At 63.3% G+C, this 26927-nt stretch carries 21 protein-coding genes; 14 read left to right on the top strand and 7 right to left on the bottom strand.

Features of this window, described 5'->3' with window-relative positions:
* Positions 1-141: 141 nt before the first annotated feature.
* On the bottom strand, positions 142-819 hold the full coding sequence (locus tag EJO69_RS02785) for a hypothetical protein (RefSeq protein WP_126038934.1): 678 nt from the start codon (positions 817-819) through the stop codon (positions 142-144).
* Positions 816-2237 (bottom strand): glycosyltransferase family 2 protein, encoded by a 1422-nt coding sequence (locus EJO69_RS02780; RefSeq protein ID WP_126038931.1) that lies wholly within the window; start codon positions 2235-2237, stop codon positions 816-818. Before EJO69_RS02780 ends, EJO69_RS02785 begins: the two co-directional genes overlap by 4 nt.
* 531 nt (positions 2238-2768) lie before the next feature.
* Between EJO69_RS02780 and EJO69_RS02775 the strand changes: the two genes are divergently transcribed.
* The 8 genes from EJO69_RS02775 to EJO69_RS02740 all read left to right on the top strand — a co-directional run bounded on the left by EJO69_RS02775 (position 2769) and on the right by EJO69_RS02740 (position 16877).
* Positions 2769-5657 carry an SNF2-related protein gene (locus EJO69_RS02775; RefSeq protein ID WP_245993730.1) on the top strand — a complete coding sequence of 963 codons (2889 nt, stop codon included), beginning with the start codon at positions 2769-2771 and terminating at the stop codon, positions 5655-5657.
* A gap of 60 nt (positions 5658-5717) precedes the next feature.
* Complete coding sequence (locus EJO69_RS02770; RefSeq protein ID WP_126038926.1) at positions 5718-7580, top strand: site-specific DNA-methyltransferase; 1863 nt, start codon at positions 5718-5720, stop codon at positions 7578-7580.
* Positions 7580-10561: a restriction endonuclease gene (locus tag EJO69_RS02765; RefSeq protein ID WP_126038923.1), complete on the top strand. Its 2982-nt coding sequence runs from the start codon at positions 7580-7582 to the stop codon at positions 10559-10561. Before EJO69_RS02770 ends, EJO69_RS02765 begins: the two co-directional genes overlap by 1 nt.
* Positions 10558-11325, top strand: a complete 768-nt coding sequence (locus tag EJO69_RS12530) for a DUF6414 family protein (RefSeq protein WP_126038920.1) — start codon at positions 10558-10560, stop codon at positions 11323-11325. The genes EJO69_RS02765 and EJO69_RS12530 overlap by 4 nt, the downstream gene beginning before the upstream one ends.
* On the top strand, positions 11315-12487 hold the full coding sequence (locus tag EJO69_RS02755; RefSeq protein ID WP_126038917.1) for an AAA family ATPase: 1173 nt from the start codon (positions 11315-11317) through the stop codon (positions 12485-12487). Before EJO69_RS12530 ends, EJO69_RS02755 begins: the two co-directional genes overlap by 11 nt.
* The gene (locus EJO69_RS02750; RefSeq protein ID WP_126038914.1) at positions 12484-14343 is read left to right on the top strand and encodes an ATP-dependent nuclease; all 1860 of its coding nucleotides are present in this window, start codon (positions 12484-12486) and stop codon (positions 14341-14343) included. The genes EJO69_RS02755 and EJO69_RS02750 overlap by 4 nt, the downstream gene beginning before the upstream one ends.
* A gap of 5 nt (positions 14344-14348) precedes the next feature.
* Entirely contained in the window at positions 14349-16076 is a 1728-nt protein-coding gene (locus EJO69_RS02745; RefSeq protein ID WP_126038911.1) for a UvrD-helicase domain-containing protein, read from the top strand.
* An 87-nt stretch (positions 16077-16163) separates the two neighbouring features.
* Positions 16164-16877 (top strand): hypothetical protein, encoded by a 714-nt coding sequence (locus tag EJO69_RS02740; protein WP_126038907.1) that lies wholly within the window; start codon positions 16164-16166, stop codon positions 16875-16877.
* Between the two features lie 14 nt (positions 16878-16891).
* Here the strand turns inward: EJO69_RS02740 and EJO69_RS02735 are convergent, their stop codons facing one another.
* The 3 genes from EJO69_RS02735 to EJO69_RS02725 form a co-directional block, all read right to left on the bottom strand.
* Positions 16892-17980, bottom strand: a complete 1089-nt coding sequence (locus EJO69_RS02735; protein ID WP_126038904.1) for a hypothetical protein — start codon at positions 17978-17980, stop codon at positions 16892-16894.
* 54 nt (positions 17981-18034) lie between these two features.
* Complete coding sequence (locus EJO69_RS02730; protein WP_126038901.1) at positions 18035-18223, bottom strand: hypothetical protein; 189 nt, start codon at positions 18221-18223, stop codon at positions 18035-18037.
* Positions 18224-18301: 78 nt separating this feature from the next.
* A complete protein-coding gene (locus EJO69_RS02725; RefSeq protein WP_126038898.1) occupies positions 18302-18718 on the bottom strand; it encodes a helix-turn-helix domain-containing protein in 417 nt (138 codons plus the stop codon).
* Positions 18719-19552: 834 nt separating this feature from the next.
* Here EJO69_RS02725 and EJO69_RS02715 point away from each other — a divergent pair.
* The 4 genes from EJO69_RS02715 to EJO69_RS02700 all read left to right on the top strand — a co-directional run bounded on the left by EJO69_RS02715 (position 19553) and on the right by EJO69_RS02700 (position 21745).
* Positions 19553-20020, top strand: a complete 468-nt coding sequence (locus EJO69_RS02715) for a hypothetical protein (RefSeq protein ID WP_126038896.1) — start codon at positions 19553-19555, stop codon at positions 20018-20020.
* Positions 20017-20310 carry a transcriptional regulator gene (locus EJO69_RS02710; RefSeq protein ID WP_245993728.1) on the top strand — a complete coding sequence of 98 codons (294 nt, stop codon included), beginning with the start codon at positions 20017-20019 and terminating at the stop codon, positions 20308-20310. Before EJO69_RS02715 ends, EJO69_RS02710 begins: the two co-directional genes overlap by 4 nt.
* A gap of 113 nt (positions 20311-20423) precedes the next feature.
* The gene (locus EJO69_RS02705) at positions 20424-20963 is read left to right on the top strand and encodes a DUF488 domain-containing protein (protein ID WP_126038893.1); all 540 of its coding nucleotides are present in this window, start codon (positions 20424-20426) and stop codon (positions 20961-20963) included.
* Between the two features lie 299 nt (positions 20964-21262).
* The gene (locus EJO69_RS02700) at positions 21263-21745 is read left to right on the top strand and encodes a DUF4383 domain-containing protein (RefSeq protein ID WP_126038890.1); all 483 of its coding nucleotides are present in this window, start codon (positions 21263-21265) and stop codon (positions 21743-21745) included.
* Between the two features lie 271 nt (positions 21746-22016).
* Here EJO69_RS02700 and lhgO read toward each other — a convergent pair whose 3' ends face one another.
* Together lhgO and EJO69_RS02690 are read right to left on the bottom strand one after the other, a co-directional pair.
* Positions 22017-23210, bottom strand: a complete 1194-nt coding sequence (lhgO, locus tag EJO69_RS02695; protein WP_126038887.1) for an L-2-hydroxyglutarate oxidase — start codon at positions 23208-23210, stop codon at positions 22017-22019.
* A 668-nt stretch (positions 23211-23878) separates the two neighbouring features.
* The gene (locus EJO69_RS02690; RefSeq protein ID WP_126038884.1) at positions 23879-25234 is read right to left on the bottom strand and encodes an APC family permease; all 1356 of its coding nucleotides are present in this window, start codon (positions 25232-25234) and stop codon (positions 23879-23881) included.
* A gap of 264 nt (positions 25235-25498) precedes the next feature.
* Between EJO69_RS02690 and EJO69_RS02685 the strand changes: the two genes are divergently transcribed.
* Both EJO69_RS02685 and EJO69_RS02680 read left to right on the top strand, forming a co-directional pair.
* The gene (locus EJO69_RS02685) at positions 25499-26131 is read left to right on the top strand and encodes a GyrI-like domain-containing protein (protein ID WP_211331479.1); all 633 of its coding nucleotides are present in this window, start codon (positions 25499-25501) and stop codon (positions 26129-26131) included.
* Positions 26132-26255: 124 nt separating this feature from the next.
* Positions 26256-26804: an NUDIX hydrolase gene (locus EJO69_RS02680; protein WP_211331478.1), complete on the top strand. Its 549-nt coding sequence runs from the start codon at positions 26256-26258 to the stop codon at positions 26802-26804.
* Positions 26805-26927 lie beyond the last annotated feature (123 nt).

Below are 26927 nucleotides of genomic sequence, written 5' to 3'. Positions count from 1 at the left end.
AAGCTGAAAGTGAGGTAGACAGCGAGATTGAGCGGGGCCGTGACGGCTCCGTCGTGGTGTTTCCAGCTGAAGCAATCGAAGCGTGATTTGCCCTGATCCGTTGAGCGTCTCTGACCGTGCAGGCTCTTCTACAGACGAGGACTATTTCGCGGGTTCTGCGAGCTTCTGGTTGCTGACGATGTAGACGTTGCGGCTCCAGTGCCAGTCGGCGATGAGGGCTGAGCCGTCGAACCATTCGCGGTCGCCTTCCGCGAGGTAGACGCCTGCGGCGTTGTCGGGGATGGCGTCGGCGTCGTCGACGCTGGCGATGAGGGCGAACTTGGTGCCGTTGGAGTAGTAGAGGTAGTGCTTCGCGCCGTACATGGTGTCGCAGTCCTCGGTGCTGGCCGCATCCGTGCCCTGCGCTGTCTTGGTGGTCTTGGCGATGCCTGCGGGGTCGCGTGGGATAGCGTCGATGACGGCTTCCCGTTCCAGGTCGGCAAGGAAGCCGAGATCGGCGTCGCTGTCGAAGCTCCCGCCTGCGCAGGTGCCGGTGCTGATCGGATACCCGCCGTGCTGTTCTTTGTAGGTCTTGAGTGCTGCGGCGAGGCGGTCGAGGTCGGCAACGCGCTTGGCGTCGCCGCGAGGCAGATCCTTCTCCTCTTCCTGCTTTTCGGCGGTCTGGGAGGTGGAGTCGTCCTTCGTGGTCGTGGTCTGGCCGGTGAGGCTTGGCAGGGTGAGCCGGATGAGGCCGTAGGTGATGCCGACGGTGACGGCGATGATCAGGACGGTGAAGATGATCCGGCTGCGGGTTTCTCGTTGCTGGTGGTAACTGCTCATGCTGCTTTTTCTCCTGCTGCTACTTCGGCGGCAGCGACGCGCTTAGGTTGCTGTTTCGGCTCCACGGCGAGCTTCGGGGTCGGTTTCCACGCCACCTCACGGATACCGGCGAGCCATTTCAGGACGGCCACGAGCGGGCCGGCGGTGTCGATGACACCAGCGAACGGCGTGACGACGAGCACCAGGACGTGGTCGCGGAGCTTCTGCAGGCGGCTCATGCCGGTGTAGCGGAGGTTGTAGAACAGGCCGAGCTGCGTGCCCGCCATCCAGAGCACGAGTCCGATCGTCGTGATGATGCCGTAGACCGTCAGTTCAGGTGCGACGACCGTGATGGTGCCCTCCCGGATAGCCTCGGCGGCAAGGATAAGCAGGATGACGACGTTGGAGCCGAGCGCGAGCAGTGAGACCGGGAAGCCGAGCGCGTAGGTCAGCACACGCAGGCGGATGATCACGTTGATGTGCCACCGATCTTTGCGGGACAGGCGCATCCAGTCGGGCTGCTGGCGGATGTGTGCGAGGGCCTGCATGGCGCCGAACACCCAGCGCTCACGCTGTTTGTAGGCGGCCTTCAAGGTGAACGGCGGTTGCTCGATCATCTCGGTGTGGTGCCACCCGAACACGTTCTTCCCGAACTTGAGGTAGGCGGCGAGGCCGAAGACGAGGTCTTCCGCGATGAGGGCGGAACCATCGAGGTTGCCGATGTCCCAGCCGATCTGGTTCTCCAGATCCTGACGGACGACGAGGTTCGAGCCGTGCAGGTGCATCGGCGGTGGGCTGGTCATGACGGAGTAGCACTCGTGGCAGCCGAAGGGACGGTTGGACTCCATCGCTTTGTTCAGCAGCGTCGTCTCGTTCCAGTCCAGACCATAGGAGATCATGCCCTCCGAGATCCCGACCGGATGACGGCTCAGACGGTGCACCAGGCGTGCAAGGTTGTCGGGCGTGAAGACGGACTCCTCGTCATAGTGGACGACGTAGGAATCCGTCGGGGTGGCGCGGTGCTGCTCGACCATGTACTCCAGCGCGCGAGCCTTGAGACGGGTGTCCTTCGGTGTGCGGTAGTCCGTCGGCAGTAGGTACGGCGTCACTGGGATGACGGCGTTGCGGTAGCGGGTCTGGAGTGCGGCGACCTCATCGGCGTCCTCGGTGATGATCTCCACCCAAACGACCTTCTGCAGCACCGGATAGCGGGCGACGCCAGCGAGAACGTTGTCGATGCCACGCTGGACGACGGAGAGCGCACCGCCCTTGGTGGTGATCTGGATCAGGAAGCGATGCGTGTTCCCCTTGCGCTTCGCGTGAGCGAGGGACGCGGTGAGCGTCCGGTTGGTGACCTTCTCACGAGAGACATGCTTGTGAGCGCTGGCCTTGATCACCATCCACCAGAAGTAGAGGTAGGTCAGGATCAGGAGCACCATCGCTCCGAACAGGAACCAGCCGACTGGCGAGAGATCCGGCACCAGACGCACTACGCGACGGCTCCAAAATCACCCCCTCGAATGGCGAGGGTGCTGAAAGAATTGGAGATGGTGCGGTGGAAAGCCAGACGCATTACTGCTCCGGAATATAACATGAATCGATTACTGAGGCAATACTGAAAGCGCCTCTCGTCAGGCATTTATCTCTCGCTTTGCGATATTCCTATTCCGGCAAATTGCGGATTATGAGAGAATAGAAGGTAGATCGCAGCGTCCCGGTCGAGCCGTCCGGCTCCCGCCTGCGACACCCCGAACCGCCCGAGCGGCGCGGCACCCTAGCAGTGTCGGAGGCCGCCGGTACCGTGGGACACGGCACTATTAGCACAACTTAAGACGCGCCCTCGGCGCGGAGGAGCACAACCCGATGAAGCGCAGAGCGGCACGATCACCCCGCCGCGGCGACCGGCTGGTCGCCGCGGCTTCGTTGCGCTCCGAGAGCGTCGAGCGGAGGTCTCATCGATGAACCTCCCGTTGACCGATTACCAGGCGAAGTATTACGCGCACGAGCTGCAGCGCAGCTACGCCAACGATCACGTCGGTAAGCTCGCCGGCCTGCTGTTCGACGCGCAGGTGGAGCCGAAGCCTCACCAGATCGATGCGGCGCTGTTCGCGTTGCAGACCCCGTTTCTGCCTGGCGTGATCTTGGCGGACGAGGTGGGCCTCGGGAAGACGATCGAGGCGGGCATCGTCATCTCGCAGTACTGGGCGGAGCGCAAGCGGCGAATCCTGATTGTCGCGCCCTCGAGCCTGCGGCAGCAGTGGCAGCAGGAGTTGTACGAGAAGTTCCTGATCCCGTCCGCCATCCTCGATCCGAAGTCGAAGGACTCGCTGCTTGCTGCAGCAGGCGGACGCTCGGCACAGGTGCTGATCTGTTCCTACGAGTTCGCGCTCCGCCACGAGACCTCGCTGCTCAAGGCGTGGGATCTCGTGGTCGCAGACGAGGCGCACCGGCTGCGCAACTACTGGACGGGCAAGACCAAGGCCGCTGAGGCGGTGGCGCACGTCGTGTCAGGTGCGCACAAGACGGTGCTGCTGACGGCGACGCCGCTACAGAACAAGCTCGAGGAACTATACGGGCTGGTGTCGATCTTCGACCCGAGCTACTTCTACTCGCTCGATGCGTTCCGCGAGCGGTACGTCAAGAACCGCGACCTGGGCGGTGATGACGACCTGGTGGAGCGAGTCGCGACCGTCTCGAAGCGCACGCTGCGGCGCGACGCTGACAAGTACATTCACTTCACGAAGCGCCTGCCCCTGACCGTAGAGTTCACGCCGTCGCCGGACGAGGCGCGGCTCTACGACCTGGTGAATGACTACCTGCAGCGAGACGAGTTATTCGCCTTCGCGGGGAGTCAGCGTCATCTCTCCGCCCTGATCATCCGTAAGCGCCTCGGCTCGTCGACCTATGCGGTCGCGAGCACGCTGGAGAATATCGCCAACCGTCTGGCGGAGGAGGTCGCGGCCGGACAGCGGCGCGATGGTCGTGGTGGCCTCGTGGCAGCCGACTTCGCGGTGGATGATGAGATCACTAGCGAGGAGTTGGAGGAGGCCGAGGAGATCGACGGAACCGCCAACGGCTCCCGCCCGTCGTCGTTGCCGCTTGACGGGTCGCTGCTGGAGGCGATGCGTGCTGAGGTTGCCGAGCTGCGCGAGTACGCCGCGCTTGCCCGCTCGATCACGGAGAACCAGAAGGCCGTCAAGCTCGGTGAGGCACTCGACCTGGGCTTCGAGCGGCTCCGCGAGCTGGGCGCTCCCCAGAAGGCCATCATCTTCACCGACTCGACCAAGACGCAGGAGTACATCGCTCGTTCCCTGCGTGAAGCCGGTCGTGGCGAGGGACTCGTCTTGTTCAACGGCTCGAACAACGGGCCTGAGCAGACTGCGATCTACCAGGCGTGGCTAGAGAAGAACAAAGACGGCGACCTGATCACCGGCATCGCCGCCGTGGATCGCCGCAAGGCACTCGTGGACTACTTCCGCACCGAGGGAACGATCATGATCGCGACCGAGGCGGCGGCAGAGGGCATCAACCTGCAGTTCTGCTCGATGCTCGTCAACTACGACCTGCCGTGGAACCCGCAGCGCGTTGAGCAGCGCATCGGCCGCGTGCACCGCTTCGGCCAGAAGCACAACGTCGTCGTCGTGAACTTCTCGAACAAGGGCAACATCGCCGAGCAGCGCATCCTGGAACTGCTGACGAACAAGTTCCAGCTGTTCTCCAGCGTGTTCGGCGCAAGCGACGAGGTGCTCGGTGCGATCGAGGACGGACTGGACTTCGAGAAGACGATCAGCGACATCCTCACCCGCTGCCGAACAGCCGACGAGCTGGACGCCGCCTTCAAAGAGCTGGAGGCACAGTACGCGGGCGAGATCTCGCGGGAGATGGCTAGCGCCAAGGCGAAGGTCTTCGACAACCTCGACCCGCACGTCCAAGATCGCCTCAAGGCGTATGACACGCAGTCCGGCGAGGTGCTCAACAAGTTCGAGCGCCTGCTGCTCGCGGTAACCCGGCATGAGCTGGATCGATTCGCCACCTTCGAAGGCGACGGGCGCAGGTTCGTTCTCGACGAGTCACCTGTGCAGGATGCACCGACCGGGCGCTACTTCTTCAAGTCGCAGCCGCTGGAGAACGCCCACCAATACCGCTACGCGAGCCCACTGGCCCAGTACGTCGTCGACACGTCGAAAGGACATGAGACCCCGGCGCGGGAGCTGACCTTCTCGCTCGGGCAGTCAGAGCGCGTCAGCAGCGCGATCCGGGCACTGGAGGGCACCAGCGGCGAGCTGACTGTGAACCTCGCGACCTTCCGCATGAAAGCACGTGACGAGGATGTCTCCGAGTCCTACATGCTGGCCGGCGCCCTAACCGATGACGGCCAGTGGCTCGACGAGGAGTACGTCGCGGACATCCTCGACCTGGCCTGCATCTCGGTCGGAGAGCAGCCCGTGGCGATCGACGAAACACGCTTCGCGCCGCACCTTGATGCGCGACGGGCGGAGCTGGAGAAGGAAGTCCAGGGGCGAAACTCCCGCTACTACGACCAGCAGGAGGAACTGCTCTACCGCAACCAGCAGGACCGCAAGGCCGAACATGAGGGCAAGATTCGTGAGTACCGGGCCAAGGAGAAGGAAGCCCGCAAGCTCGCCCGGCAGGCCGATGATCCGATGGAGCAACTACGGCTCAAGAAGGAAGCCCGGAAGTGGGAGCAGCGTGCCGAGGAAGCCGACGAGGACTTCCGGGACACACGCAATAAGCTCCGCGCCGAGGCCGACAAGTACCTTGAGCTGATCGAGCAGTCGCTCCAGGGAACCCAGGAGACCGAGCACCTGTTCACGATCCGATGGCGGATCGCCACATAGACCACGGGTCATTCACAAACCCGACACAAATTGTTAAAATCATGAAAGAGAATCACCCGAATGACTGACGAGATCTACGAAACACCATCCACTACTCCGAACTTCCAGACCGAGCTGGCAGCGCAGCTTGCCGATCTGATTCCCGAGGTCATCGCCGACGGCAAGGTGGATGTCGAGAAGCTCAAGGAACTGCTCGACGGCGACGCCGCCGACGGCAGTGAGCGGTTCGGACTGTTCTGGCCTGGCAAGAAGCGTGCTCTCCGCGCGGCGCAGGAGCCGACCACGGCGACGCTGAAGCCTGACTTCGACAATTCGAAGGACTGGGACACGACACAGAACGTCTTCATCGAGGGCGACAACCTGGAAGTGCTCAAGATCCTGCAGAAGCACTATCACGCCAAGATCAAGCTGATCTACATCGACCCTCCGTACAACACCGGCAAGGACTTCGTCTACCCGGATAACTACAAGGAGGGCCTCGACACCTACCTCGAGTGGACGCGCCAGGTCAACGAGGAGGGCAAGAAGGTCACGACCAACGCGGAGACCGAAGGGCGCTACCACTCCAACTGGCTCAACATGATGTACCCGCGCCTCAAGCTCGCGCGGAACCTGCTCACCGATGACGGTGTCATCTTTGTCAGCATTGATGAGAACGAAGATGCGAACCTTCGATTGCTCATGGATACGGTGTTTGGCGCGTCCAACTTCGTGGGCGAGTTCGTCTGGCAGCACAGTATTCAGCCGAAGGGCTACACCAACACGGTTTCCCTTCATCACAACATTCTTCTTTGCTATCGCCGCAGCGAAGCGTTCGAGCTACATGCGCTTGAGCGCACTGCCGAGCACAACGTCAACTATCGGAATCCCGACAACGACCCTCGTGGTCCTTGGCGTGCAGGCGACGTTCGGAACGCTCTCTACAGGCCCAACCTTCGCTATCCGCTTGAGACTCCGAGTGGAAAGCAGATTGATCCACCTGAGAATGGCTGGCGATGGAGTAAGGAGACGATGGCTGCGAAGATTGAAAGCGGTGAAATCGTCTTCGACGAGGCTGAGACCAAGATCACGCGAAAGATCTACCTGGACACTGTTGAGGGCCGCGCCGTTGAGTCGATCTGGTTCGGCAAGGAAGTTGGCGTCACTCGCGATGCGGCACGCGAACTCAAAGCTCTCTTTGACGGCGTTCTGCCTTTTGATACCCCGAAACCAATTGGGCTGATCGAGCGGATGATGCAAGTCGCTGGAGTCGGCAACGGCGACATCGTCCTCGACTTCTTCTCCGGTTCCGCTACAACCGGACATGCAGTAATGTCCTCGAACGCGAAGGATGGCGGAACCCGTCGTCACATCCAAGTGCAGCTGCCGGAACCGACAGGTGAAAACTCTGCGGCTTACAAAGCAGGCTTTCCAACGCTGGCCGACATCGCACGGCGGCGACTTGAGCTGGCCGGAAATCAGATCAAGACCGAGATCACCGCCCAAACGACGGACACCGGATTCCGCGCCTACAAGCTGGCCGACACGAACTTCTCGAAGTGGCGCCTGTCGAGCGATGTCGAGGAAGACGTGCTCCAGCAGCACCTACTCAGCCTTCGCGATAGTGCGACCGATGACGCGACTGCCGATGAGCTGCTCACCGAGATCCTGCTCAAGCAGGGGTACTCGCTGACCGAGGCCGTCTCGCCTGCTGAGGTCGGTGGTCTCGACGTTCGGCTTGTGCGTGACCGTGATGGTGACGTTGCCGTGTTGGCGTACCTGAATGAGCATGTCAAGCCGACGCTTGAGCAGCTCCGCGCGCTTGTCGATGAGGAGCCGACGCGGATCATCGTGCTCGAGGACGCCTTCCAGGGTGACGACGAACTGAAGACCAACCTGGCCCAGCTCGCGAAGAGCAAGGGCATTGAGCTCTGGACGGCGTGATGAGCGGATCAGGGTTTCAGTTCGACGCCAGCCAGCCGTATCAGCTGGATGCGATCGCGTCCGTGGTCGACCTGTTCGACGGGCAGCCGAAGGATGCAGAGAAGCTGGTCACGACGCTGCGCGGTGCGGCGGTGCTGCCTGAGTCCGATCAGGCGGCGCTCGATATTGATCTCACGCAGGAGGTTGGTGCGGTCGGTAACAGCCTCGTGCTGGATCGCGACCTGATCCTCGCGAACCTGCAGCGCGTGCAGGATCGGAACGGCCTTGAGGTCGCATCGTCGCTTGCGGGCGATGCGCTCGACTTCGATATCGAGATGGAGACCGGCACCGGCAAGACATACGTCTACCTGCGCACGATGTTCGATCTGGCCGTCCGGTACAACTTCACGAAGTTCGTCATTCTCGTGCCGAGCGTGGCGATTCGCGAGGGGGTCAGCACGAGCATCCGGCTCATGCGCGAGCACTTCGAGAACCTTTACAAGCCGCAGGGCATCACCTTCGACGCCTCGATCTACAGCGGCAAGAGCGCCGAGGAGGTGCAGTCGTTCGCGACCTCGACGAACGTGCAGATCCTCATCATGACGATCGACTCGATCCGCGGCAATGCGAACACCCGCATCATCCACCAGACGCGCGACAAGCTGAACGGTCTGCGCCCGATTGACTACCTGAAGGCGACCCACCCGGTCGTGATCATGGACGAGCCGCAGAACATGGAGTCGCAGCTCTCGCAGTCGGCTGTCGGTGAACTCGATCCGGTGTTCACGCTGCGCTACAGCGCGACCCACAAGAAGCAGCGCAACGTCGTCTACCGGCTTGACCCGGTGGACGCTCACGATCTCGGACTGGTGAAGCAGATCGTTGTGGCCGAGGTGGCCCAGCAGGGTGCGGACGCGACGCCGTATATCAAGCTGGTCGAGGTGCGGCGTGAGCCGTCGTGGTCGGCCCGACTGGAGCTGTCCTGTCGCAAGGCCGATGGCTCGCTTGAGCGGCGCATTGTGAGCGTGAAGCAGCATCAGGAGCTGTCGGATGCGCGCCTGACGAACAATCCGATCTACGAGGGCTGGCGTATCAACGAGATGAGCATCGAGCCTGCCTATGTCGACCTCACAACGCATGGCTTCCTCTATGAGGGTGAGAGCATCGGTGCCTCGGCTGGCGCGATCTACAAGGAGATGATCCGAGAGACCGTCCGCGAGCACCTCCGCAAGGAGTCGATGCTCCGCGCCAAGGGCATCAAGGTGCTCAGCCTCTTCTTCGTCGACAAGGTCGCCAGCTACCTGGGTGACGGCACGAGCAACGACGACGCGAACGGTGACTTCGTGCAGTGGTTCGATGAGGTCTTCGTCGAGGAACGCGCGAAGTCCGCCCGCTACCAGGAGTTGCTGCCGCAGGCGCCGAGCGAGCTTCGCCGGGCGTACTTCTCCCAGATCAAGCGCGGCAAGACGACCACCTTCCAGGACTCGTCCGGCACGACGAAAGCTGATGACGACGCCTACGAACTGATCATGCAGCAGAAGGAACGGCTGCTCGACGAGAACGAGCCTGTCCGGTTCATCTTCAGCCACTCTGCCCTGCGCGAGGGCTGGGACAACCCGAACGTCTTCCAGATCTGCACCCTGCGCGAAATGGGCGCGGAGACCGAGCGCCGCCAGACCCTCGGCCGCGGACTCCGCCTCCCTGTCGCAAAGACCGAGGACGGCTACACCCGCGTCGCTGACCGTGGCGTCGCGACGCTGACGGTCGTGGCGAACGAGTCGTACACGAAGTTCGCGGACGCTCTCCAGCGCGAGTACAAGGACGCCGGGGTCGAGATTGGCCGGGTGCGTAGGGCTGAGTTCTCGAAGATCCCGTTGCAGGACGAGAACGGCGCGCTCACCGACGACCAGTTCGGCTACCAGCGCTCCGTCCTCGTGTGGGAGCACCTCAAGGACAAGGGCTTCATCGACAAGGACGGCGCGGTCACCTCGAAGTTCCAGCCGAACCAGCTCGGCTTCGATCTCGGCCTGCCGGTCGACTTCGCATGGGCCGAGTCGATCATCATCGAACTGGTCGAGCGCGCCAATATCGGCAAGTACGTCAAGCCGGTCAGCAAGCGCCAGCCGCGCATGCTCAACAAGCAGCTCTACTCGAACCCGGAGTTCGAGGAGTTCTGGGAGACCATCAGCCAGAAGACCACCTACCGCGTCAAGGTCAGCCGCGACCAGCTGATCGAGAACGCCGTCCGTGCGATCCGGGAAGCGCCGCAGATCGATGCGCTCCGTATCCAGGTCACCCGCGCCGGAGTCAAGGTGCTTCGAGGCGGCGCCAAGGGCGAGGAGCTCGGCACCCGCTCGGCGGATCTCAAGGGCAGCTACGACCTGCCCGACATCATCACGGAGCTGCAGGAGGCCACTTCCCTCACCCGCAAAACCATCGTCGACATCCTGATCGGCAGCGGCCGGCTGGGCGAGTTCATCGGCAACCCGAACGACTTCATCGCGATGACCAAGCGCGCACTCCAGAGTGAGCTCGCGAAGATCGTGGTCGACGGCATCCAGTACGAGCGAATCGCAGGCTCGGTCTACGAGCTGCGCGAGTTGCAGCGGGACGGCGAGGAGGAGAAGGAGCGCTTCCTCGACCAGATGTACAAGGTGCAGCACACCCAGAAGACCGACTTCGACTACGTCGTCTTCGACTCCGACGTCGAGCGCCAGTTCGCGGAACTGCTCGACTCTCGCGAGGACATCAAACTGTTCATGAAGCTGCCAGCCAAGTTCAAGATCGACACCCCCGTCGGCCCGTACAACCCCGACTGGGCGATCATCAAGCAGGAGGACGGCGAGGACCGGATCTACATGATCCGCGAGACGAAGAGCACACTCGACGACTCGAAGCTCCGCCCAACCGAACTTGCCAAGATCAAGTCCGCCAAGCGCCACTTCGAAGCCATCGGCATCGAAGACTACGACCGGGCAGTACCGGGAGCGTGGAGGCTATGACGAAGCAGAACACGACACAGGTGTCATTGATCAAGATTGTCTACTTCGATGAGGAGTCGGCGTCCGACTTGCTGGATATCGTGGCCGGCGGCAAAGAGACTTCTTCGAAGGAGTCGACCAAGGAACGGGCCGCTGAAGTTGAGGCTGAGGCGCGCGCGAAGGCCGCTGCGAAGTTTAACTGGCTCCCGTTCTTCGGAGGATCGGCGGAGGCCAGTGCCGCCGCGAGTGCGTCGGCGGTCGGGCGCAGCATCCTCAACAAGACGCTCTCGAACACGATCCTGACCGACTATCTCAGCAAGCTCGACGATCTGAAGGGCATCGAGCGGCTGGATGGCCTAACGGTCACTGCTCGCAGCGACTCAGCGGCATACATGAAGATGTATACGCCGTACCTGGCGATGCTCAAGATCGATGAGCTACCCGTCAATCTTGCTGAACTGGATAGTGCGCTGACGTCAGCAAAGGGCTACTACGAGCTACTCGGGCAGAGCGTGGACGGCGCGAAGCGCATCTTGCGCTTCAACATCCAGGCCTTCCGCAACAACTACGGGCTGGTTGATCTCGGCCGCATGCGACTCGTGTTTCACGGTATCTGCGTCGGCAAGGCCGCAGAGTCCAGCCTGACGATGCAGGCCGAGATGGCGCCCGGTGCGGAGCCCGCACCGTTGACAGGTCTGGACGTGGTCGACGGACCCTCAGCAGAGCCGAGCACGCTTCTCGATGTGTACGACGTCATCCTTGCGGGAGTCGAGTATGGGGAGTGACACGAAGGTCACCGTCTACTACGGCCCTCTTGCATGGTTCGAGAAGCAACTCGGCAAGGGGTCGCGACGATACCTGCTTGACGCGGTCAACGAGCGCGACGAAGCCAGGCGCCGCATCCGGCATACCGTCGACGGGCAGGAGAGGACTGAGGAGGAGCCGCCAGCGCCGCGGCCAGACCGCCTTGTCGCGATGTCCAGCGACTACGCGAGCGTCCATGAGCATGCCATCACCAACTTCGTTGGTCTCGTGCGGGAGATCAATCCGAAGCAGCTGCTCCTGCACAACCCACCGGAGCTCATCCATACGCAGCTTGACCGAGTGTTCAAGACGAAGGTGGAGTCGTTTACCTACCCGCTCGTCACGCGTGACACTCTGATCCAGTTCCGCGACGGCTTCGCTGATCATCTTGTCGGCCAGCAGAGAGTTCGAGAGCGGATGCTGGCTGCTCTCTACCCGCTAACGACGGATCGACGCGCCAAGCCGGTCGTCCTAATGTTCTATGGCCCGTCAGGCGTGGGCAAGACGGAGACCGCTCAGTTCATCAACGGTCTTCTGGGCGGGAAGTTGCTGCGCAAGCAGTTCTCGATGTTCCATAGCGACAAGTTCGCCTCCTATGTCTTCGGCGGCACCCACTCCGAAAGTTCGTTTGCGCGGGATCTACTTGACCGTTCCTCGGGCGTGATCCTGATCGACGAGTTCGACAAGGCCAACTCTGTCTTCCATAGTGCTTTTTACGAGGTCTTCGACGAAGGCGTCTTTCAAGATAAGAACTACCGGGTGCAACTCGGCCCGGCGCTGATCATCTGCACCTCGAACTACGGCTCGGAAGACGAGATACGTCAAGCGCTTGGGGATGCCTTGTACTCCCGCTTCGATGCGTTGATCCCCTTCGAGCCGCTGTCTCAGGACGAGATCAAGCAGGTCATCGATCGGCTGGTAGATGGTCGCCTTGAGGCTCTCTCGCTCCATGAGCGAGCAGCGCTCAATAGCGACGAGATCAAGTCTTTGCTACACGCTCGCGCGAGCAGCACTGGCAATGTCCGCAAGCTCGGAAAGCTGGTCGATGAGGTGATCTCGCTGCTGCTGGTCCGTGCGGTGCTGGACGAAACGCCTGATCCCACCGTCGCAACCGTCCCCGATGACGAGGAGACAGCGGCATGAGGGTCAGAAAGCTCGAGATCGAGAACTTCCGTGGCATCACAGAGGGCCGGGTGGTCTTCCAACAGCACACTCTGCTGGTCGGCGGAAACAACATCGGCAAGTCCACGGTGTGCGAAGCGCTGGAGGTGGTCCTGGGGCCAGAGCGCCTCTATCGCAGACCGGTCATCGACGAGCATGACTTCTCCCACGGTGACTACCTCGGCGATGAGGGCGGCCCACGTGAGATTCGCGTGCGCGCAGTGCTCACTGACCTCTCGGACGAGCAGCTGCGCCGGTTCTTCCAGCACGTTCGACGCTGGGACGACGAGGCGCTCTCGTTCATCGATGAAGAACCCGACAGCCTCCAATCTGCCGACGGCGATGGAATCGTCTGGGCACTCCCCGTCATCTTCATCGGGCGCTATGACCGTGAAGAGGACGACTTCATCGGGGACACTTTCTTCGACCACCCGCTACCCGGGTTCGACGAGCTCGACGAAGATGAGCGCGCATCACTCGGAGCGGGCCGTGCACAGTTCAGCCGTGCGCACAAGCGGCTTTGCGGCTTCATCTTCTTGCGAGCGCTGCGCACGGGATCTCGTGCGCTCAGCCTGCAGCGCGGTTCGCTGCTCGACACCATTCTCCGACTCGGCGGTGAGGGCGCAGCGGAGATGTGGCGGGACGCGCTTGGCGCGCTGCAAGACCTCGATCCGGCTATCGGAGAGATCGAACAGCTCAAGGTCATCCGAGAGAACATCCGCACGCGTCTCGGTAAGTTCGTCAACCTGGCCCCAGGTGAGGACTCTGCCGCGTTCTTCGCCTCAGATCTGACGCGCGAGCATCTGCGCGAGGTCGTGCGGCTCTTCGTTGCGACGCAACCGAGCAACCACTCAGTACCGTTTGCCAAGCAGGGCACCGGCTCGATCAACCTGCTGGTCTTTGCGTTGCTGACGATTATCGCGGATCTCAAGGAAGACCAGTCGGTCATCTTCGTGATGGAGGAGCCGGAGATCGCGCTTCCTCCACACACCCAGCGGCGCGTGACGAAGTACGTGGTGCAACAGATGGGACAGTCGATCGTTACGTCTCACTCGCCCTACGTCATCGAGCAATTCGACCCGGAGAACGTGGTCATCCTCTCGCGTGACGGAGACACCGTCTCCGGCGCGCCAATCGATACCGCGAGCGTCAAGCCGAAGACCTACCGCACGCAACGCCGCCAGTTTGCCGAAGCGATACTGAGCCGTGCCGTCTTTGTCCTCGAGGGACAGACGGAGATGGTTACCGTGCACGCCGTCTCCTCGGCGCTCGAACGCTTCCGAGACGACTACTCGCACGTCGACCTCACCGGAGTCACCCTCTTCAACGCAGGTAATGACCGCGAAGTCCCGCGCTACGCCCCGATCTTCAAGGCGCTCGGCAAGCGGGTTTACGGCATGCGCGACAAGCTGAACGCCCCGGATGCAGCGGACGCGACGGAGAACATCAAGTCGTTCGACGAGTTCTGGGAATCACCGGAGACCGGCATCGAGCAGATCCTCGTGAAGCAGGTTCCGACGCGAGTGCTGCGAAGCTTCCTCGACGAAGTCGTGCGGCGCGACGACTACCCGTCAAGCCACCCATACGTGGCTGACCAGGTTGCTGACGGCGACTTGGCCGAGTTGGCAGCGAAGGTGCTGAAGGCTCGCAAGGGCGATGCGTTCGGCTTCGGGTACACCGGAACGCTCATCGAGCAGTGCGAGACCGAGGCCGAACTGCCGGCCTTCATCCGTGATGCGCTCCTGATCATCAACGAGCAGCTCCAGGACCAGCCTGAGTTGATACTGGATGACGACACTTCTGCGCCGACGGCCGACGCCGCGGAGCCCGAGGAGTAGGCACCGTGGAGGTGCAGCTTTCCAAGACCGCCCAGGAAGCGCTGGATCGCGACTGCCCTGTCCTGGTACTCGGCGGCCCCGGCTCCGGCAAGACCACGCTGTCGCTGCTGAAAGCCCAGGAGATGATTCCCGCCCTAGAACCTGGCCAAGAGATCCTGTTCCTCAGTTTCTCTCGCGCAGCCGTCCGCCAGGTCGAGATCCGCTGCCGTGACATCTTGCGCTCGGACGAGCGGCGGCAGATCGCCGTGCGCACCTACCATGCGTTCGCCATGGACATTCTTCGAGCGCACGGTCGCATGCTTACCGGGAGCGTTCCGCGCATTGTCTATCCCGGCGAGGAGAACCTCGCCAAGGCTGCCTTCGATGGTGACTGGGGCGCTGAGGCCGAACGTCTTGCGCGCGATGACGGCCGCTTCACATTCGGACAGTTCGCAGCCGCTGCCGCCCAACTCGTTGCTGGCAGCGCGTCGATTGCATCGCTGCTCGCCAACAAGTACCCCGTGATCATCCTGGACGAGTTCCAGGACACCGATGACGCGCAGTGGGCGCTGGTCAAGGCGCTGTCGACGCGGTCAAAGACCGTGTTTATGGCCGACCCTGATCAGCGGATCTTCGACTATGACGCTCGCGTGGATCCGGAGCGCCTCAATCACCTGCGCACCCACCTCAGCCCGGCCGAGTTCGATCTCAGCGGGGAGAACCATCGAAGCCCCGACGCCGGCATCCTGCAGTACGCCAACGCCGTCCTGACGAACCGGCCTCTGCCTGAGACCAAGGATGTGATCACGCGCGCCTACTGGCCGAACGCGTTCGATAGCACCGTCCACGCCGGGGTAGTCTGGATGCTCGGCTCGCTCCGCAAGGCGGGGGTCGCTCACCCGTCCGTAGTGGTACTCGCCAGAACGAACGCGCTCGTCGGAAAGCTGTCGACGGTCCTGGGGCAAGAGCACAACTTCAACGGCCAGACGATCAAACCCGTCGAGCACGATGTGCTGTGGGACGCCGACCTCACGGCAGCAGCTGCTTTGGTAGTAGCTTCGATTCTGGAATGGCCGGGCTGCCCCAAGGAAACGGCGCTCGGCCAGACCTTCGACCGCATCGCCGACTATTTCGATGCGAAGAACGCTGCCAGTGCGAGCAACGCCGCCCGGCAGACCAGCGAGCGATACCGTACCGCCGCAGACCGAGCGCGCAGAGGTGAGACGCAGCGGCTGGCCAGCGCCAAGGGTCTCACCGCCTCCTACGACAACGGTCTGGTGCTTCAGGGTGATCCTGCAAGGGACTGGCTACACGCGCGTGATCTGCTGGCGGCCGGGAACGACTTGTCGGATCTACTAGCCAACGCCAAGTTCGTCCGGCTCTTCCGAGCAACCGACGAGATCGGAAGCCGCCTCGCCTCAGCTTGGGATCTTCGCGGTAGCTACGGCCGCGCCATCGACCTGGTTCGCCGCGCGCTCGAGGCGGGCAGGCTTCAGTCCGATCAGCGCGACCCACGCGGCTGCGTCCTCATGACCATCCACAAGGCCAAGGGCAAAGAGTTCGACGGCGTCCTGCTCGTTGAAGGGCAATACCAGGGCAGCTTCTTCCGCGACACCGACACCGAGGCGCAGCGCGCCGCATCGCGACGCCTGCTGCGGGTCGGCATCACACGTGCGCGGCACCAAGTGGCGATCATTCGACCGCGGGGCGCTCCAGATCTCGTAACACCAGCGAGTTCGTCGTTCTCAAACTGAGGACGCACAATCGCCGCGCTTTCCAACCTAAGAATGTCGGTGGCCACCACTACCGTGAGTAGCCCAACACGAAGTGAGGCGCTGCTGATGACATCCCACGCGTATACGTTCCCCGTCGCGATCTCGCGGCTCAGCGAGGGGGAGACCTCTCGCGAGCCGCAGAACCTGCGTGCGATTCAGTGGCTCGCGGATCAACCTGGCGGTCCTGTCGTTGTCGTGACCCCGCAGAAGCAGGTGCACAGCGACATCCTGAAGCGGCTGGTGGTGACATCGGGAGTCACTCATCTTTCATGGAGGGGCTTCTCGACGGGGTCGCTCGCGGGCCGCCGTGTGCTCTACGCCTGGCCGAACCGGAAGCACCTGAATGGCCTGTGGGGCGTTGACGCTGACGCGCTTGCGGTCATCGAGTGGAATGAGGACGAGACGGCGGAGTGGATCGAAGACGCCACCCCTGTCCAACTGTTTCATGGGCGCACCGTCGAGCCTCAGCCTGTCGAGGAGCCAGCAGATCGGCAGGAACCGTTGCCGAACGGGGTGGATGGGATTCTCGAGTACATCGCGGCGATGGCGGCTGGCTACTCGTCGGGTTTGAAGTGGAATGAAGAAGACAAACTCAAAGCAGACATGATGAACAGGCCGGAGCGCTGGGTGCCGATCACCGTCGAACAGGTGCGCGCCAAGTGCCGGGCACTCGGCATGCGGCCGGACGACGTTGACACGGTCGCGGGGTTCCTGCAGCGACGGAAGGAAGGCCGCCGCTTCAACGTACAGAGCTCGTACCGCACGTTCCGTTTCAACTGATCTGATCCGCCCGGCTACCCGTCAACGACGACGCCTTCGGTCTTGCTTTCAAAGTCAATGATCATCGGCCAGAACTGCTTGAAGAAGGCGACCCCGGACGGGCGCGGCGCGGTTGTCCCATCGGGCGGCAACGTCACCGCCGACCGATACCCCAGGGGACGGCCACCGATGACGTGCTCTGGCAGCCGTCCAACGACGAGCGTGGGGTACGGGGCGACGCCCTCCGGGAGGTTCTCGCCATAGTGTTCGCAGGCAGCAATGTGGAACATCGCGGCGTACACATTCGCCATCATCCAGGTCTCGGTCAGCACTACGGGAAGGTCGACCCGGAGGGAGACTGCTTCTAGGCCCTGTCGCAACTCTTTGGGCGGTCGGCTGAGATACGTGAGCATCGGGCGGTCGAAGAGCGGAATCGACTTGCCTTCTCCGAAGGCGCTGGTGGGGATCGTCCCGTCCTCGTTCGGTGGCGTCGTGATCAACTCGATTCGCACGTCTCCGCGTGCCGACGTCGCCAGGCCGTGCTTGAGCTTGTTGTGTGCTGCGTTGATGGAAAGCTCATCGCTTGTCAGCAACCACACGGCGTGATTCGCCCATGCCACCGCCGTCTCAGCAGCCCCCATAACCGGCCCCTCAACGACAGTGCCAGGCGGGAAGAGCAGCTGGACGAAGCGGTGTGGGTCTGCGTCAAGCGCCGTCTTGTTGGCTTCGATGACCTTGATCATGGGAGTTGGGCTGTCGGCGATGGCCAGCCAGGTGGACTTCGCATCGCCATCCCGCGGCGCCGCGGCGACTCGTGCATAGATGAAACGGGTCAGGGCTTCGGCAGCCTGATGGCGAAGAGACAACGCATCGATCGCGACCTGGACGCTGCGGTGCTGAGCATCGAACTTGAGCGCCGAATCTGCGCTGTCAAGACCAAGTGTCTTGAAGAACTCCGGTTCGTTCTCGGGGCTCGCCTCGTAGCTCGATCGAGCGGTTTCGAGCAGCATCGAGACCCGCGACGAGAAATGGCTGAGCGGATTGGAGAGGAAGAACTCGTCGTCGAGGATCTTCGCCTGCTCATCGGTCAGCGTGGTGCCCTGCGCCCGGATTGGAAGATGCATGCTCCTAGTCTGCCGAGGTAACCGGAAAGCGCCCAGCGATGTCGCCCGCTTGCGTCACCAGTTGCGCTGCGGATTCCGCTGTCTCCATTCCCGCCGCTCGTCGAAGCTCAGATCGGGGCAGTCGCCCTGGGGAAGACAGATGCGGCGGAGCGGGTCGGATTCCTCGAGGTGCGCCTCTGGCCAGCCGAGGGGGTCCGCGAGGACTATCGCGACAAGAGCGTTCCGCTCCTGGAGCGCATGCATTCGCAATGGCGCGCCGCATCATGGCGAAGGAGGGCTTCGCGCCCGCTGAGCCTTCCGGCGAGGAGTAGGTGCTGTTCATCACCGACAGCGCAGCGCCCGCCTGATCGTCGACTCGCTCACTCCGTACAGCTCCATCAGCTCGCGTCGGGTCGTCCCGCTGGCGAACAAGCGTCGCGCCTCAGCTTTCTGCTTCTCGCTGACCGCTGCACGCTTCGCCTTGGCGCTGAGATCAAATCCTGCGCGACGGAGCGTGTCGCGGACTGTGTTGCGGCGCAGGTTGTACCGCTTGGCAAGCTCGTACGTGGACGCCCCGGCCTCGTAGTCCTCGATCAGGAGCTTGACGACCGACCTGTGGAGGGCGTTCTTCTGGGGGACCGTGCGGTCGTTGACCTCTCGTGTCGACTCGCGTGCCGTGGCCAGGAGCTCGGCCAGTTCCGCGGCTTTCCGGGCTTGTTGGCAGTAGTTTCGCAGGAGCCCGACAGAGTGAAAAGGCATGTGAAGGGCTATCCGAGCAGGTTCTGGATAGCCCTTTCCGCACGGTGGCGAACCCGCCGGAAGAGCGGTCGAAAGTCCTACGAGTCAGCTCAGAGAGACCCTGCCGAGCTGTGCACTCGGGGGAGTTTGCCAGTCGGACAATGGCGTTATTCAGGACGTTCAGTCATCACGCCCAGCGAGTGCTCTGATGGGATGGGCGCTGCGACCCACACCAGTCGGCCCGATGCGGAAAACGTTGTCTACACCCTGGATTCCAGACCCACGCGGTCCTGGCGACGAACGAGTTGAATGTGAGGCATACGATGATGCGGAGATCGTCGAGGAATCCTGTGTAGGGCAGCCATGTTGGAGATCGCGAGCGCGGCGGAGGAGACGACTGTCATCCACTTGAGGGGAACTGCTGGGCGAGGCATGTCGCCAAAATCATCGCGTTTAGAAGGAGCATGAAGACGGCGGCGAATGTCCACTTCCAGGGACCCGGCGGCCCGCCGCCGAGGTTGCCCCGACATGCGCGCCGTCGGCAGAGAGCTCGGTGTCGAAGCGATGTCGCTATACCACCATGGGCGGGCAGGGCGGGTGGCTCATGGCTGCAGAGTCATCGGCTCGCCGGGAGAGTCTGGTTTCATGTCGATGTCCCCGCAGGCGACCGCTCAAAGTGGCTGACCCTCCGTGCCAAGCGCGTCCTTGACTGGTGGGACTCGTACTCCTGAGGCCCTCGGCCATGGTCAGTACTCGACTAGGCCTTGTCAGCACGTTGCCACCGATCTGATCCGGACGGAGGGCGCGTTGGTATAACACTTGCCACGATGGAAAGCATCTCTTATGCTTCACGTTATGGAAAGTACTGAGGATTGGGCAGAGCAGATTCGGGCGCTCGAGCGCAGTGAGGCAGCGCCCTACATCGACCAGCCGACGTCGTCCGCATGGCTGGCGCCGGCGTTCGGTGCATGGTCCGCCGTCTACGTTGCAGCATTCGCGCTGTGGAATGTGAGCACCGCGCTGTTCATCCTCAGCATGCTCGGGCTGTCGGCTCTGATCGGGTTCTTCCTGGGGTGGTATATGAGGCGGTTCGGTGCGCTTCCGATGCCCGGCCGGGGAAACCCGCCGCCTGAGATCCGCCGCGAGTATCGGCTCTACGCGGCCGGCGTCCTCGTTGTCGCGGCCCTGGTGGTGCTCGCGTGGTGGGCGGCAGGACTTGCCGTCGCGTCCGCCACGGCTTTTGTGCTCGTGACGGCTGGGTACATGCTCTACGCGCACCGCTACGAGCGTGCCGCGAGCGCGGTGCGGGAGCGACTCCAGTGAGCCTGCCCGAGCTCGATCCGGTTATCCATGCTCCGAAGCGGCTCATGGCGATGGCGATTCTGGCGAACACGGAGTTCGCCACCTTCCAATTCCTCAAAGATCGGCTCGACCTCACGGACTCAGACCTGTCGAAGCAGATGTCGACGCTGGTGTCCGCAGGCTACGTCAAGGCCAAGAAGCGCGGCCGCGGCCCCGGGTCTGTCACGACCTACCTCATGACGGCACAGGGCGACCGCGCTTACCGCGCCCACCGGAAGGCACTGTTTGCGATGCTGGGCGAGGACTCCTGACAGCGTGGGCGCGCGGGTCCTCACTGCCGGCGGAATTGACCGCGCCAGGGTCGACGCGCGTGTAACGCTCAGCCGTCGTAGGGTGTGCGGACGAACGAGTCGAGGAGGAAGAGATGGCCGGTGAATCGAGAGTCCTGACCGTGGGGCACTCGACCCATTCGATCGAGGAGTTCATCGATCTGCTCACGACGGCAGGGGTAACCCAGGTCGTTGACGTGCGGACGCTGCCGGGATCGCGTCGCTTTCCGCATTTCAACGAGGAGAACCTCGGGCCGAGCCTGACTGATTTGGGGATCGACTACGTGAGGGAGGAGGCGCTCGGGGGTCTGCGCAAGGCGGACAGGAGCATTGACCCGGCTCTTAACGACTTCTGGGAGAACAAGAGCTTCCATCGGTACGCCGATTATGCCCAGAGCGACGAGTTCAGGGCCGGGCTCGACCGCCTCATCGGGCTCCTCGCCCCGGACCGCACCCCTGCGATCATGTGTTCAGAGGCAGTCTGGTGGCGATGCCATCGGCGGATCATCGCCGACTTCCTCCTCGCCCGTAACGTCCCAATTTTCCACCTCATGCCGAATGGCTCGACGCCCGAGGCGACGTTGACAACGGGAGCCAAGGTCGACGACCAGCGGGTCACCTACCCTGCCGACTGATCACCGGCCTGGAAGATGGGGGATATTCGCCCGCGCCAATGCCCCGAAGCAGACTAGGAAGGGGGAGTCGTCTCCGGACCGGCCGAGGCTGAGGACGACACGTCGCCGACGAGCAGACCAATCCGCGTGATCGAACGGTGACTACCCGATACCTTCTGTGGTCTTGTCAAGCATCTATGGGTGGTCTATGGTCGCGTGCACTGAATGTCCGATTTGGACACGGGCACACGCAGCCGTCGACTGGTCATCGAACTGCTTCCCGTCGCCGCGCGTGCGAGGTTTCGGTATCGGAGGTCATCATGACTGATCGCACCTATTCAGAATCACGCAGAACGCCGGTCCAGCTTGCAGCCCTGCTTTTCGGCGCCGTCTTCCTTCTCGTCGGCATCGCCGGCTTCATCCCCGGGATCACGAGCGATGTGGGCTCGATGGAATTCGCGGGCCACGAATCGGAGGCTATGCTGCTCGGGATCTTCCAGGTCTCGATCCTCCACAACATTGTCCATCTCCTCTATGGCGTCGCAGGCCTGGCGCTGGCTCGCACGGCGGGAAGCGCGCGGGGCTACCTCCTCATCGGCGGTGTCGTCTACCTCGGACTGTGGCTCTACGGCCTTCTCATCGACAAGGAGTCGACCGCGAACTTCGTCCCGCTCAACGATGCGGACGACTGGCTGCACCTGGGCCTGGGCGTCGCGATGGTTGCCCTGTCCTTCCTCCCCGGTCAGCGCAGAGTGCAGGAGCATAAAGTCGACAGGAGATACGGCCGGGAACCTCGAATCTGACATTGAGAGCCCGGGGATGCCTGCCTCGATCGCATGATCGACGGCCGAGGCAATTCGCCCCAGGGCGCCAAGGCGGCGGCGCACTTCGGCTCATCGGTCTGGTCGCCAGGACCTGCTGTGGTGATGCGGTTCGTGTGGAAGGATTCCCGCCGAATCGGCGGCGTGACCGGGCGCGCCGTTCAGGAGTCCACTGAGGCTGGTGGACCGGGGCCGCCCCAGTCGACAGCGCGGGCGCTGATACCGGCCACACCCCGGCCGGCTCAGGGGAATGTCATCGGTCAAGATGGTCGGCGATGTAGTCGCCGATGGCGAGCGACGACGTCGCTGCGGGGGAGGGCGCGTTGAGGACATACAGCACGCGACCGCGTGAGCGGATGACGAAGTCGTCGATCAGCTTCCCCTGCTTCGACATGGCTTGGGCACGTATTCCCATTGGCCCTCGAGTGAGATGCTGCGTGGTGATCGTCGGGACGTAGTCGCGCAGAGCGCGCGCGTAAGCGCGACGCGAAACGTCGTGAGTGAACTCGGTCCACGCCGTCGGCAGGTTACCGAGAGCGAATCGCCACAGTCCAACGAATCCGAGCGCTGACGCTGCGTCGCGCCCCCTGAACGCCCAGTGCCGGTAGTCGCGGCGGCTGAGCGCCAGGAAGGCGTTCGGTCCTGCCCAGACGCTGCCATCGATCCGACGGGTGACATGCACGCCGAGGAACGGGAGCGTTGGATCGGGGACGGGATAGATGCTCCCGTTGATCTGCTCGGAAACGTCGGGATCAACAGTGAACCAGCCGCCCCTGAACGGCACGATCCGCAGCCCTTCTGCGGCGGGGCCCGCAAGCCGGTCGGATTCAAGCCCTGCACAGACGACGACGGATCGTGCCGTCAGCGTCTCTCCGCTGGCGGACGTGATCTCGACATGATCGGTCCTGTCCTGGATCTGAGATACGGGAAATGACGTCCGGATCTGCCCGCCGCGTTCCTCGACGTCTCGCGCGAGTGCCTCGTTCACCATCCGGAAATCGACGACGCTCGTGTGGGGTGAATGGAATCCCGCGACTCCGTCCACAAGAGGTTCGATCTCCCTCATCTCGCTCGTTCCCACCCGGCGCAGCCCCGGCACGTGATTGGCATTCGCTCGCGTCCATAGGTCCGCCAATCGCCCAAGCTCGTCCTCTTTGGTGGCGACAACGAGCTTTCCGTTGGCGATGAGAGGTATGTCGTGTCTGGCACAGAATTCCTCGAGCAGGTGTTTGCCCCTGGTGCAGAGCCTCGCTTTGAGGGAGCCGGGCTCGTAGTAGATGCCGGCATGCACGACGCCCGAGTTGTGGCTGGATTGGTGGAGCGCCACCTGCGGCTCTGCCTCCAGGACCACGAGCCGTAGGCCCGGGCTGCGATCGAGCAGGCTGAGGGCTGTGGCAAGGCCTACGAGGCCGCCGCCGATCACGACAGCGTCGAACTGACGGTTCATAGTCTGCTCCCACATGCGGTGGTATCGAGGAAGGACCCATCGGCCAGCAGTCCACGTGACTTGGGGATGAGCCTTCGCGTGCGGTGAATCTTCGCAGTGTCAGGAGCGGAGAGGACGATTGCTGTGGCATGGACGTGTGCCCTCATGTGATGCATGGTTTCCATGCCTGCCCCCAACGGATTGTGCCGTGACCTACGATTCGGTTCGATCGCGTGGCGCTGCGATACTCCTGCAGGACTTCCCCAGTGTCGATGGCGCGCGTGCCATTGCGACAACCCGAATTCCACCCTGGTGCGAGCAGTCGACGTGCGCGTGCCACCAGTCTGCCCTGGCGACGCGCATCTATGAAGCCCTGATCGATTCGGAATTTGACGTCGATCCTGCTTCCTTCTCATCACAGAGTCTGTCCGCTGGCCACGCGCGAGCCGAGGCAGGTCGGTGCCGCACGATTACGGTGTCGTTGGCGCATGCCGGAGCCTCGAGCATGCAGAACGTGCCTCAGCGCGCCGCGGCGAGAGGGCATCGTTGCTCCTTAACGGCGCAGCGGTTCGACGGGCCCATCCGTCAGCCGCGAGATCCGCGAGGACGTCAGATGCGTCGTGCATTTCCTTCAGGTGCCGCTGGGACTCACTTCTCCCGACTGGGGGTTCACCTCACCAGAGAGTGGTTCAGTTCGGGAGGACCGGATCCTCATCCTCGACGTCCGCATACGTCAGGTCCTCGTTCGGATCCTTCGTGTCGACCTTCTGCGCGACAAAATAGATGACGACGCCGACGACGAGGAGTCCGCCCGCGAGCAGCCAGACCTCGGCGGCCTGCTGGGTGAGGAGGACTGCGCAGCTGCCGAGGGCGAGCACGGGCACGAAGGACGGAATGCTGAAGTGCCTGTGGGCCACGCGGTCCTTCTTGAGAACGAGGACAGCGAGGTTCGTCGAGATGAAGACGAAGAGGAGGAAGAGCACGACCGCCTCGGCCAGCAGCTGGAGTTCGCCCGCGAGTGCGAGCACAGCGGACAGCGCGGCGGTGACGACGATCGCGACCCAGGGGGTGCGACGGTTCGGCAGGACGGCGGTGAAGATCCTCGGGAGGATCCCCTGGTCCGCCATGCCGTAGACCAGCCGTGAGCTCATGATCGACGTCATGAGAGCCGTGTTGGCGATCGCGACGAGAGCGATCGTGCTGAACAGCCAACTCGGGATCGCGACACCGGTCGCGCCGACGACGTCGAGAAGAGGGCCGGTGGACTCGGCCAGCTTGTCCGGAGGAAGCATGATCGAGGACGCGAGGGCGATGAGGACGTAGACCGTGCCGGCCACGAAGAGCGCCCCGAAGAGTGCTCGGGGGTAGACGCGCGTGACATCCTTGACCTCCTCGGCAACGTTGGCGGAGGTCTCGAAGCCGACGAAGCTGTAGAACGCGAGCAGGGCCGCGCCGAGCACGGCACCCGCGGTGCCGACGCCGTCGGGAGTCTCCATGAGCCGGGAGGTGTCTCCCATGCCATCGCCCATCGCCATCGCCACCACGACGAGGACGAGGACGAGACCGGAGGTCTCGATGATCGTCATGACAAGGTTCGTGCGGACGGACTCTCTGATGCCGCGCAGGTTGATGAGCGCGAGGATGGCGAGGAAGATCGGCGCCGCGATCGGCACAGCAACCGGCATGATCGCCGACAGGTAGTCGCCCGTGAACGCGATCGCCAGAGCACCAACGGAGACGATGCCGGCGCTCAGCATGCAGTAGCCGACGAGGAAGGCGACGACGGGGCTCTTGTAGGCCCGCTGAGCGAAGACGGCGGCTCCGCCAGCTCGAGGATACTTCGTGACCAGCTCGGCATAGGAGCCTGCCGTCAAGAGTGCCATGAGGAGGGCGACGATGATCGGGGCCCACGTCATGCCCCCGGCCTCGCCTGCCAGCCTGCCCGAGAGGGCGTACACGCCCGCACCGAGAACGTCTCCCAGGATGAAGGCGAAGAGGAGGAAGCCTCCCATGCCCTTCTTCAAACGCGACCTATGCTCAGTCATTGTGCTCCGCTTTCGCTGTCGACGAGCGCGGGATGTCCCGCGTCCCGGGCGGTGCCCGTAGGGCCCCCAGTATGCAACGACGTGACCTCGGTCGCACGTCGAGGGGCGCGAGGCTCCCTCACGGCTGCGTATCGACCCCCAGTGGCAGGGCACCCACCGGCCACGCCAATGCCAGGTCCTCGCATCCTTGCGTCGGCTGCGAACGATCTGTACGCAGCACTGAAGCAGGCCTACGCTGAATGCACCAGCAGGGAAGGAGCGGCTGTGAAAGCAGACATGAAGAAGCTTGACCACTATCGAGCCAAGGCCGGCCAGTTCCGGATCCTCGAGGTCCCAGCCACTGCCTACCTCATGGTCGACGGCGCGGGGGACCCCACAACCTCGACGGAGTTCCGCGATGGCGTCGGGGCGCTGTACCCGACGGCGTACACGGTGAAGTTCGCCTGTAAAGCTCGCGGCGAGGACTTCGTCGTTGGCCCACTCGAGGCCCTGTGGTGGGCTGATGACTACTCCGTTTTCACCGACCGGCTCGACAGAAACGCCTGGCAGTGGACCCTCATGATCGCCCAGCCGGACTGGGTCACCGAGCAGGACGCCCAGGAGGCACGCGACCACGTGCGAGCCAAGAAGGACGCCCCGGCCGCCCTTGACCGTGTCAGGTGGGAGATACTCGACGAGGGCCTGTGCGTCCAGACCCTCCACATCGGCCCTTACAACGAGGAGGGGCCCATCCTGGAGAGAATGCACAGGGAGTTCCTCCCCGCGGAGGGCCTCACCCTCCGCGGCCGCCACCACGAGATCTACCTCAGCGATCCGGACCGCACCGCCCCGGAGAGGCTTCGCACCCTCCTCCGGCAACCGGTCAGCCGGGAGCATCAGCCGCCACCCATGCACTGAGTGCCCCAGTCCGCGGCGATCCGCCGTGAGGGTGCGGCCTGCTCCCCGCGGACCCGCGCCCCCGACCTGTCCCCACACTGCCACGAGCGCACAGCGCAGTTGGACGCAGAGTTACACTGAGCCGGTGCACGCATCCGTCCTCACACACCTGCAGTCATTCCATCCCGCCGACACCCACCAGCGGCAGCTGCGCGACGCCTACACCGACGCCGTCGCAGGCCGCGGCGAGGCGATGCTGTGGAAGGGTCTCGCCGACCATCACATCACGGCAAGCTGCTTCGTCCTGTCACCGGACCTTGACCAGATCCTCCTCACCCACCACCGCAAGGGCCAGTTCTGGGTTCAGTTCGGCGGCCACCTCGAACCCGCCGATCAGTCCCTCGAGGCGGCCGCCCTGCGGGAGGCCCGCGAGGAGAGCGGCATCGACACACTGCGCCTCATCGGGGGAGTGGCCGACCTCGACCGGCACGATCTGCACGGCGGCTTCACCTGCCGCACCCACTGGGACATCGGCTTCACCGCGCTCGCGGACCCGCTGACGCCGATCGCTGTCAGTGATGAGAGCGAGGACGTCGCCTGGTGGCCGATCGCCGACCTGCCGGAGGGAGCGACAGCGGACCTGCCCCGGCGGATCGACCGCGCGGTGGCGTCGCTGAGGAGACACACCGACTGACAGTCCAACGATCCGCGGAATACTCCTAAGGTCCTCGCACCTGCTGTCGCACCCAGCCCCCGCGCTCGCGGACCAGCCATGGTGCGTCTCCCGAAACGCTTCAGCCTCTATCCAGGTCCCTGC

It is taken from the genome of Flaviflexus salsibiostraticola (assembly GCF_003952265.1).
In the GTDB taxonomy this organism is placed as follows: Bacteria; Actinomycetota; Actinomycetes; order Actinomycetales; family Actinomycetaceae; genus Flaviflexus; species Flaviflexus salsibiostraticola.
Note: the sequence above shows the minus strand (reverse complement) of the source record. Positions and strands in the feature narration are given on the sequence as shown.

What these genes read in the sequence shown, in the direction of transcription:
- EJO69_RS02735 (WP_126038904.1), bottom strand. Translation starts at nt 17,980, where the DNA reads ATGCATCTTCCAATCCGGGCGCAGGGCACCACGCTGACCGATGAGCAG.
- EJO69_RS02765 (WP_126038923.1), top strand. Translation starts at nt 7,580, where the DNA reads ATGAGCGGATCAGGGTTTCAGTTCGACGCCAGCCAGCCGTATCAGCTG.
- EJO69_RS02780 (WP_126038931.1), bottom strand. Translation starts at nt 2,237, where the DNA reads ATGGTGCTCCTGATCCTGACCTACCTCTACTTCTGGTGGATGGTGATC.
- EJO69_RS02750 (WP_126038914.1), top strand. Translation starts at nt 12,484, where the DNA reads ATGAGGGTCAGAAAGCTCGAGATCGAGAACTTCCGTGGCATCACAGAG.
- EJO69_RS02730 (WP_126038901.1), bottom strand. Translation starts at nt 18,223, where the DNA reads ATGCATGCGCTCCAGGAGCGGAACGCTCTTGTCGCGATAGTCCTCGCG.
- EJO69_RS02755 (WP_126038917.1), top strand. Translation starts at nt 11,315, where the DNA reads ATGGGGAGTGACACGAAGGTCACCGTCTACTACGGCCCTCTTGCATGG.
- EJO69_RS02690 (WP_126038884.1), bottom strand. Translation starts at nt 25,234, where the DNA reads ATGACTGAGCATAGGTCGCGTTTGAAGAAGGGCATGGGAGGCTTCCTC.
- EJO69_RS02705 (WP_126038893.1), top strand. Translation starts at nt 20,424, where the DNA reads ATGGCCGGTGAATCGAGAGTCCTGACCGTGGGGCACTCGACCCATTCG.
- EJO69_RS02715 (WP_126038896.1), top strand. Translation starts at nt 19,553, where the DNA reads ATGGAAAGTACTGAGGATTGGGCAGAGCAGATTCGGGCGCTCGAGCGC.
- EJO69_RS02785 (WP_126038934.1), bottom strand. Translation starts at nt 819, where the DNA reads ATGAGCAGTTACCACCAGCAACGAGAAACCCGCAGCCGGATCATCTTC.
- EJO69_RS12530 (WP_126038920.1), top strand. Translation starts at nt 10,558, where the DNA reads ATGACGAAGCAGAACACGACACAGGTGTCATTGATCAAGATTGTCTAC.
- EJO69_RS02770 (WP_126038926.1), top strand. Translation starts at nt 5,718, where the DNA reads ATGACTGACGAGATCTACGAAACACCATCCACTACTCCGAACTTCCAG.
- lhgO (WP_126038887.1), bottom strand. Translation starts at nt 23,210, where the DNA reads ATGAACCGTCAGTTCGACGCTGTCGTGATCGGCGGCGGCCTCGTAGGC.
- EJO69_RS02725 (WP_126038898.1), bottom strand. Translation starts at nt 18,718, where the DNA reads ATGCCTTTTCACTCTGTCGGGCTCCTGCGAAACTACTGCCAACAAGCC.
- EJO69_RS02740 (WP_126038907.1), top strand. Translation starts at nt 16,164, where the DNA reads ATGACATCCCACGCGTATACGTTCCCCGTCGCGATCTCGCGGCTCAGC.
- EJO69_RS02700 (WP_126038890.1), top strand. Translation starts at nt 21,263, where the DNA reads ATGACTGATCGCACCTATTCAGAATCACGCAGAACGCCGGTCCAGCTT.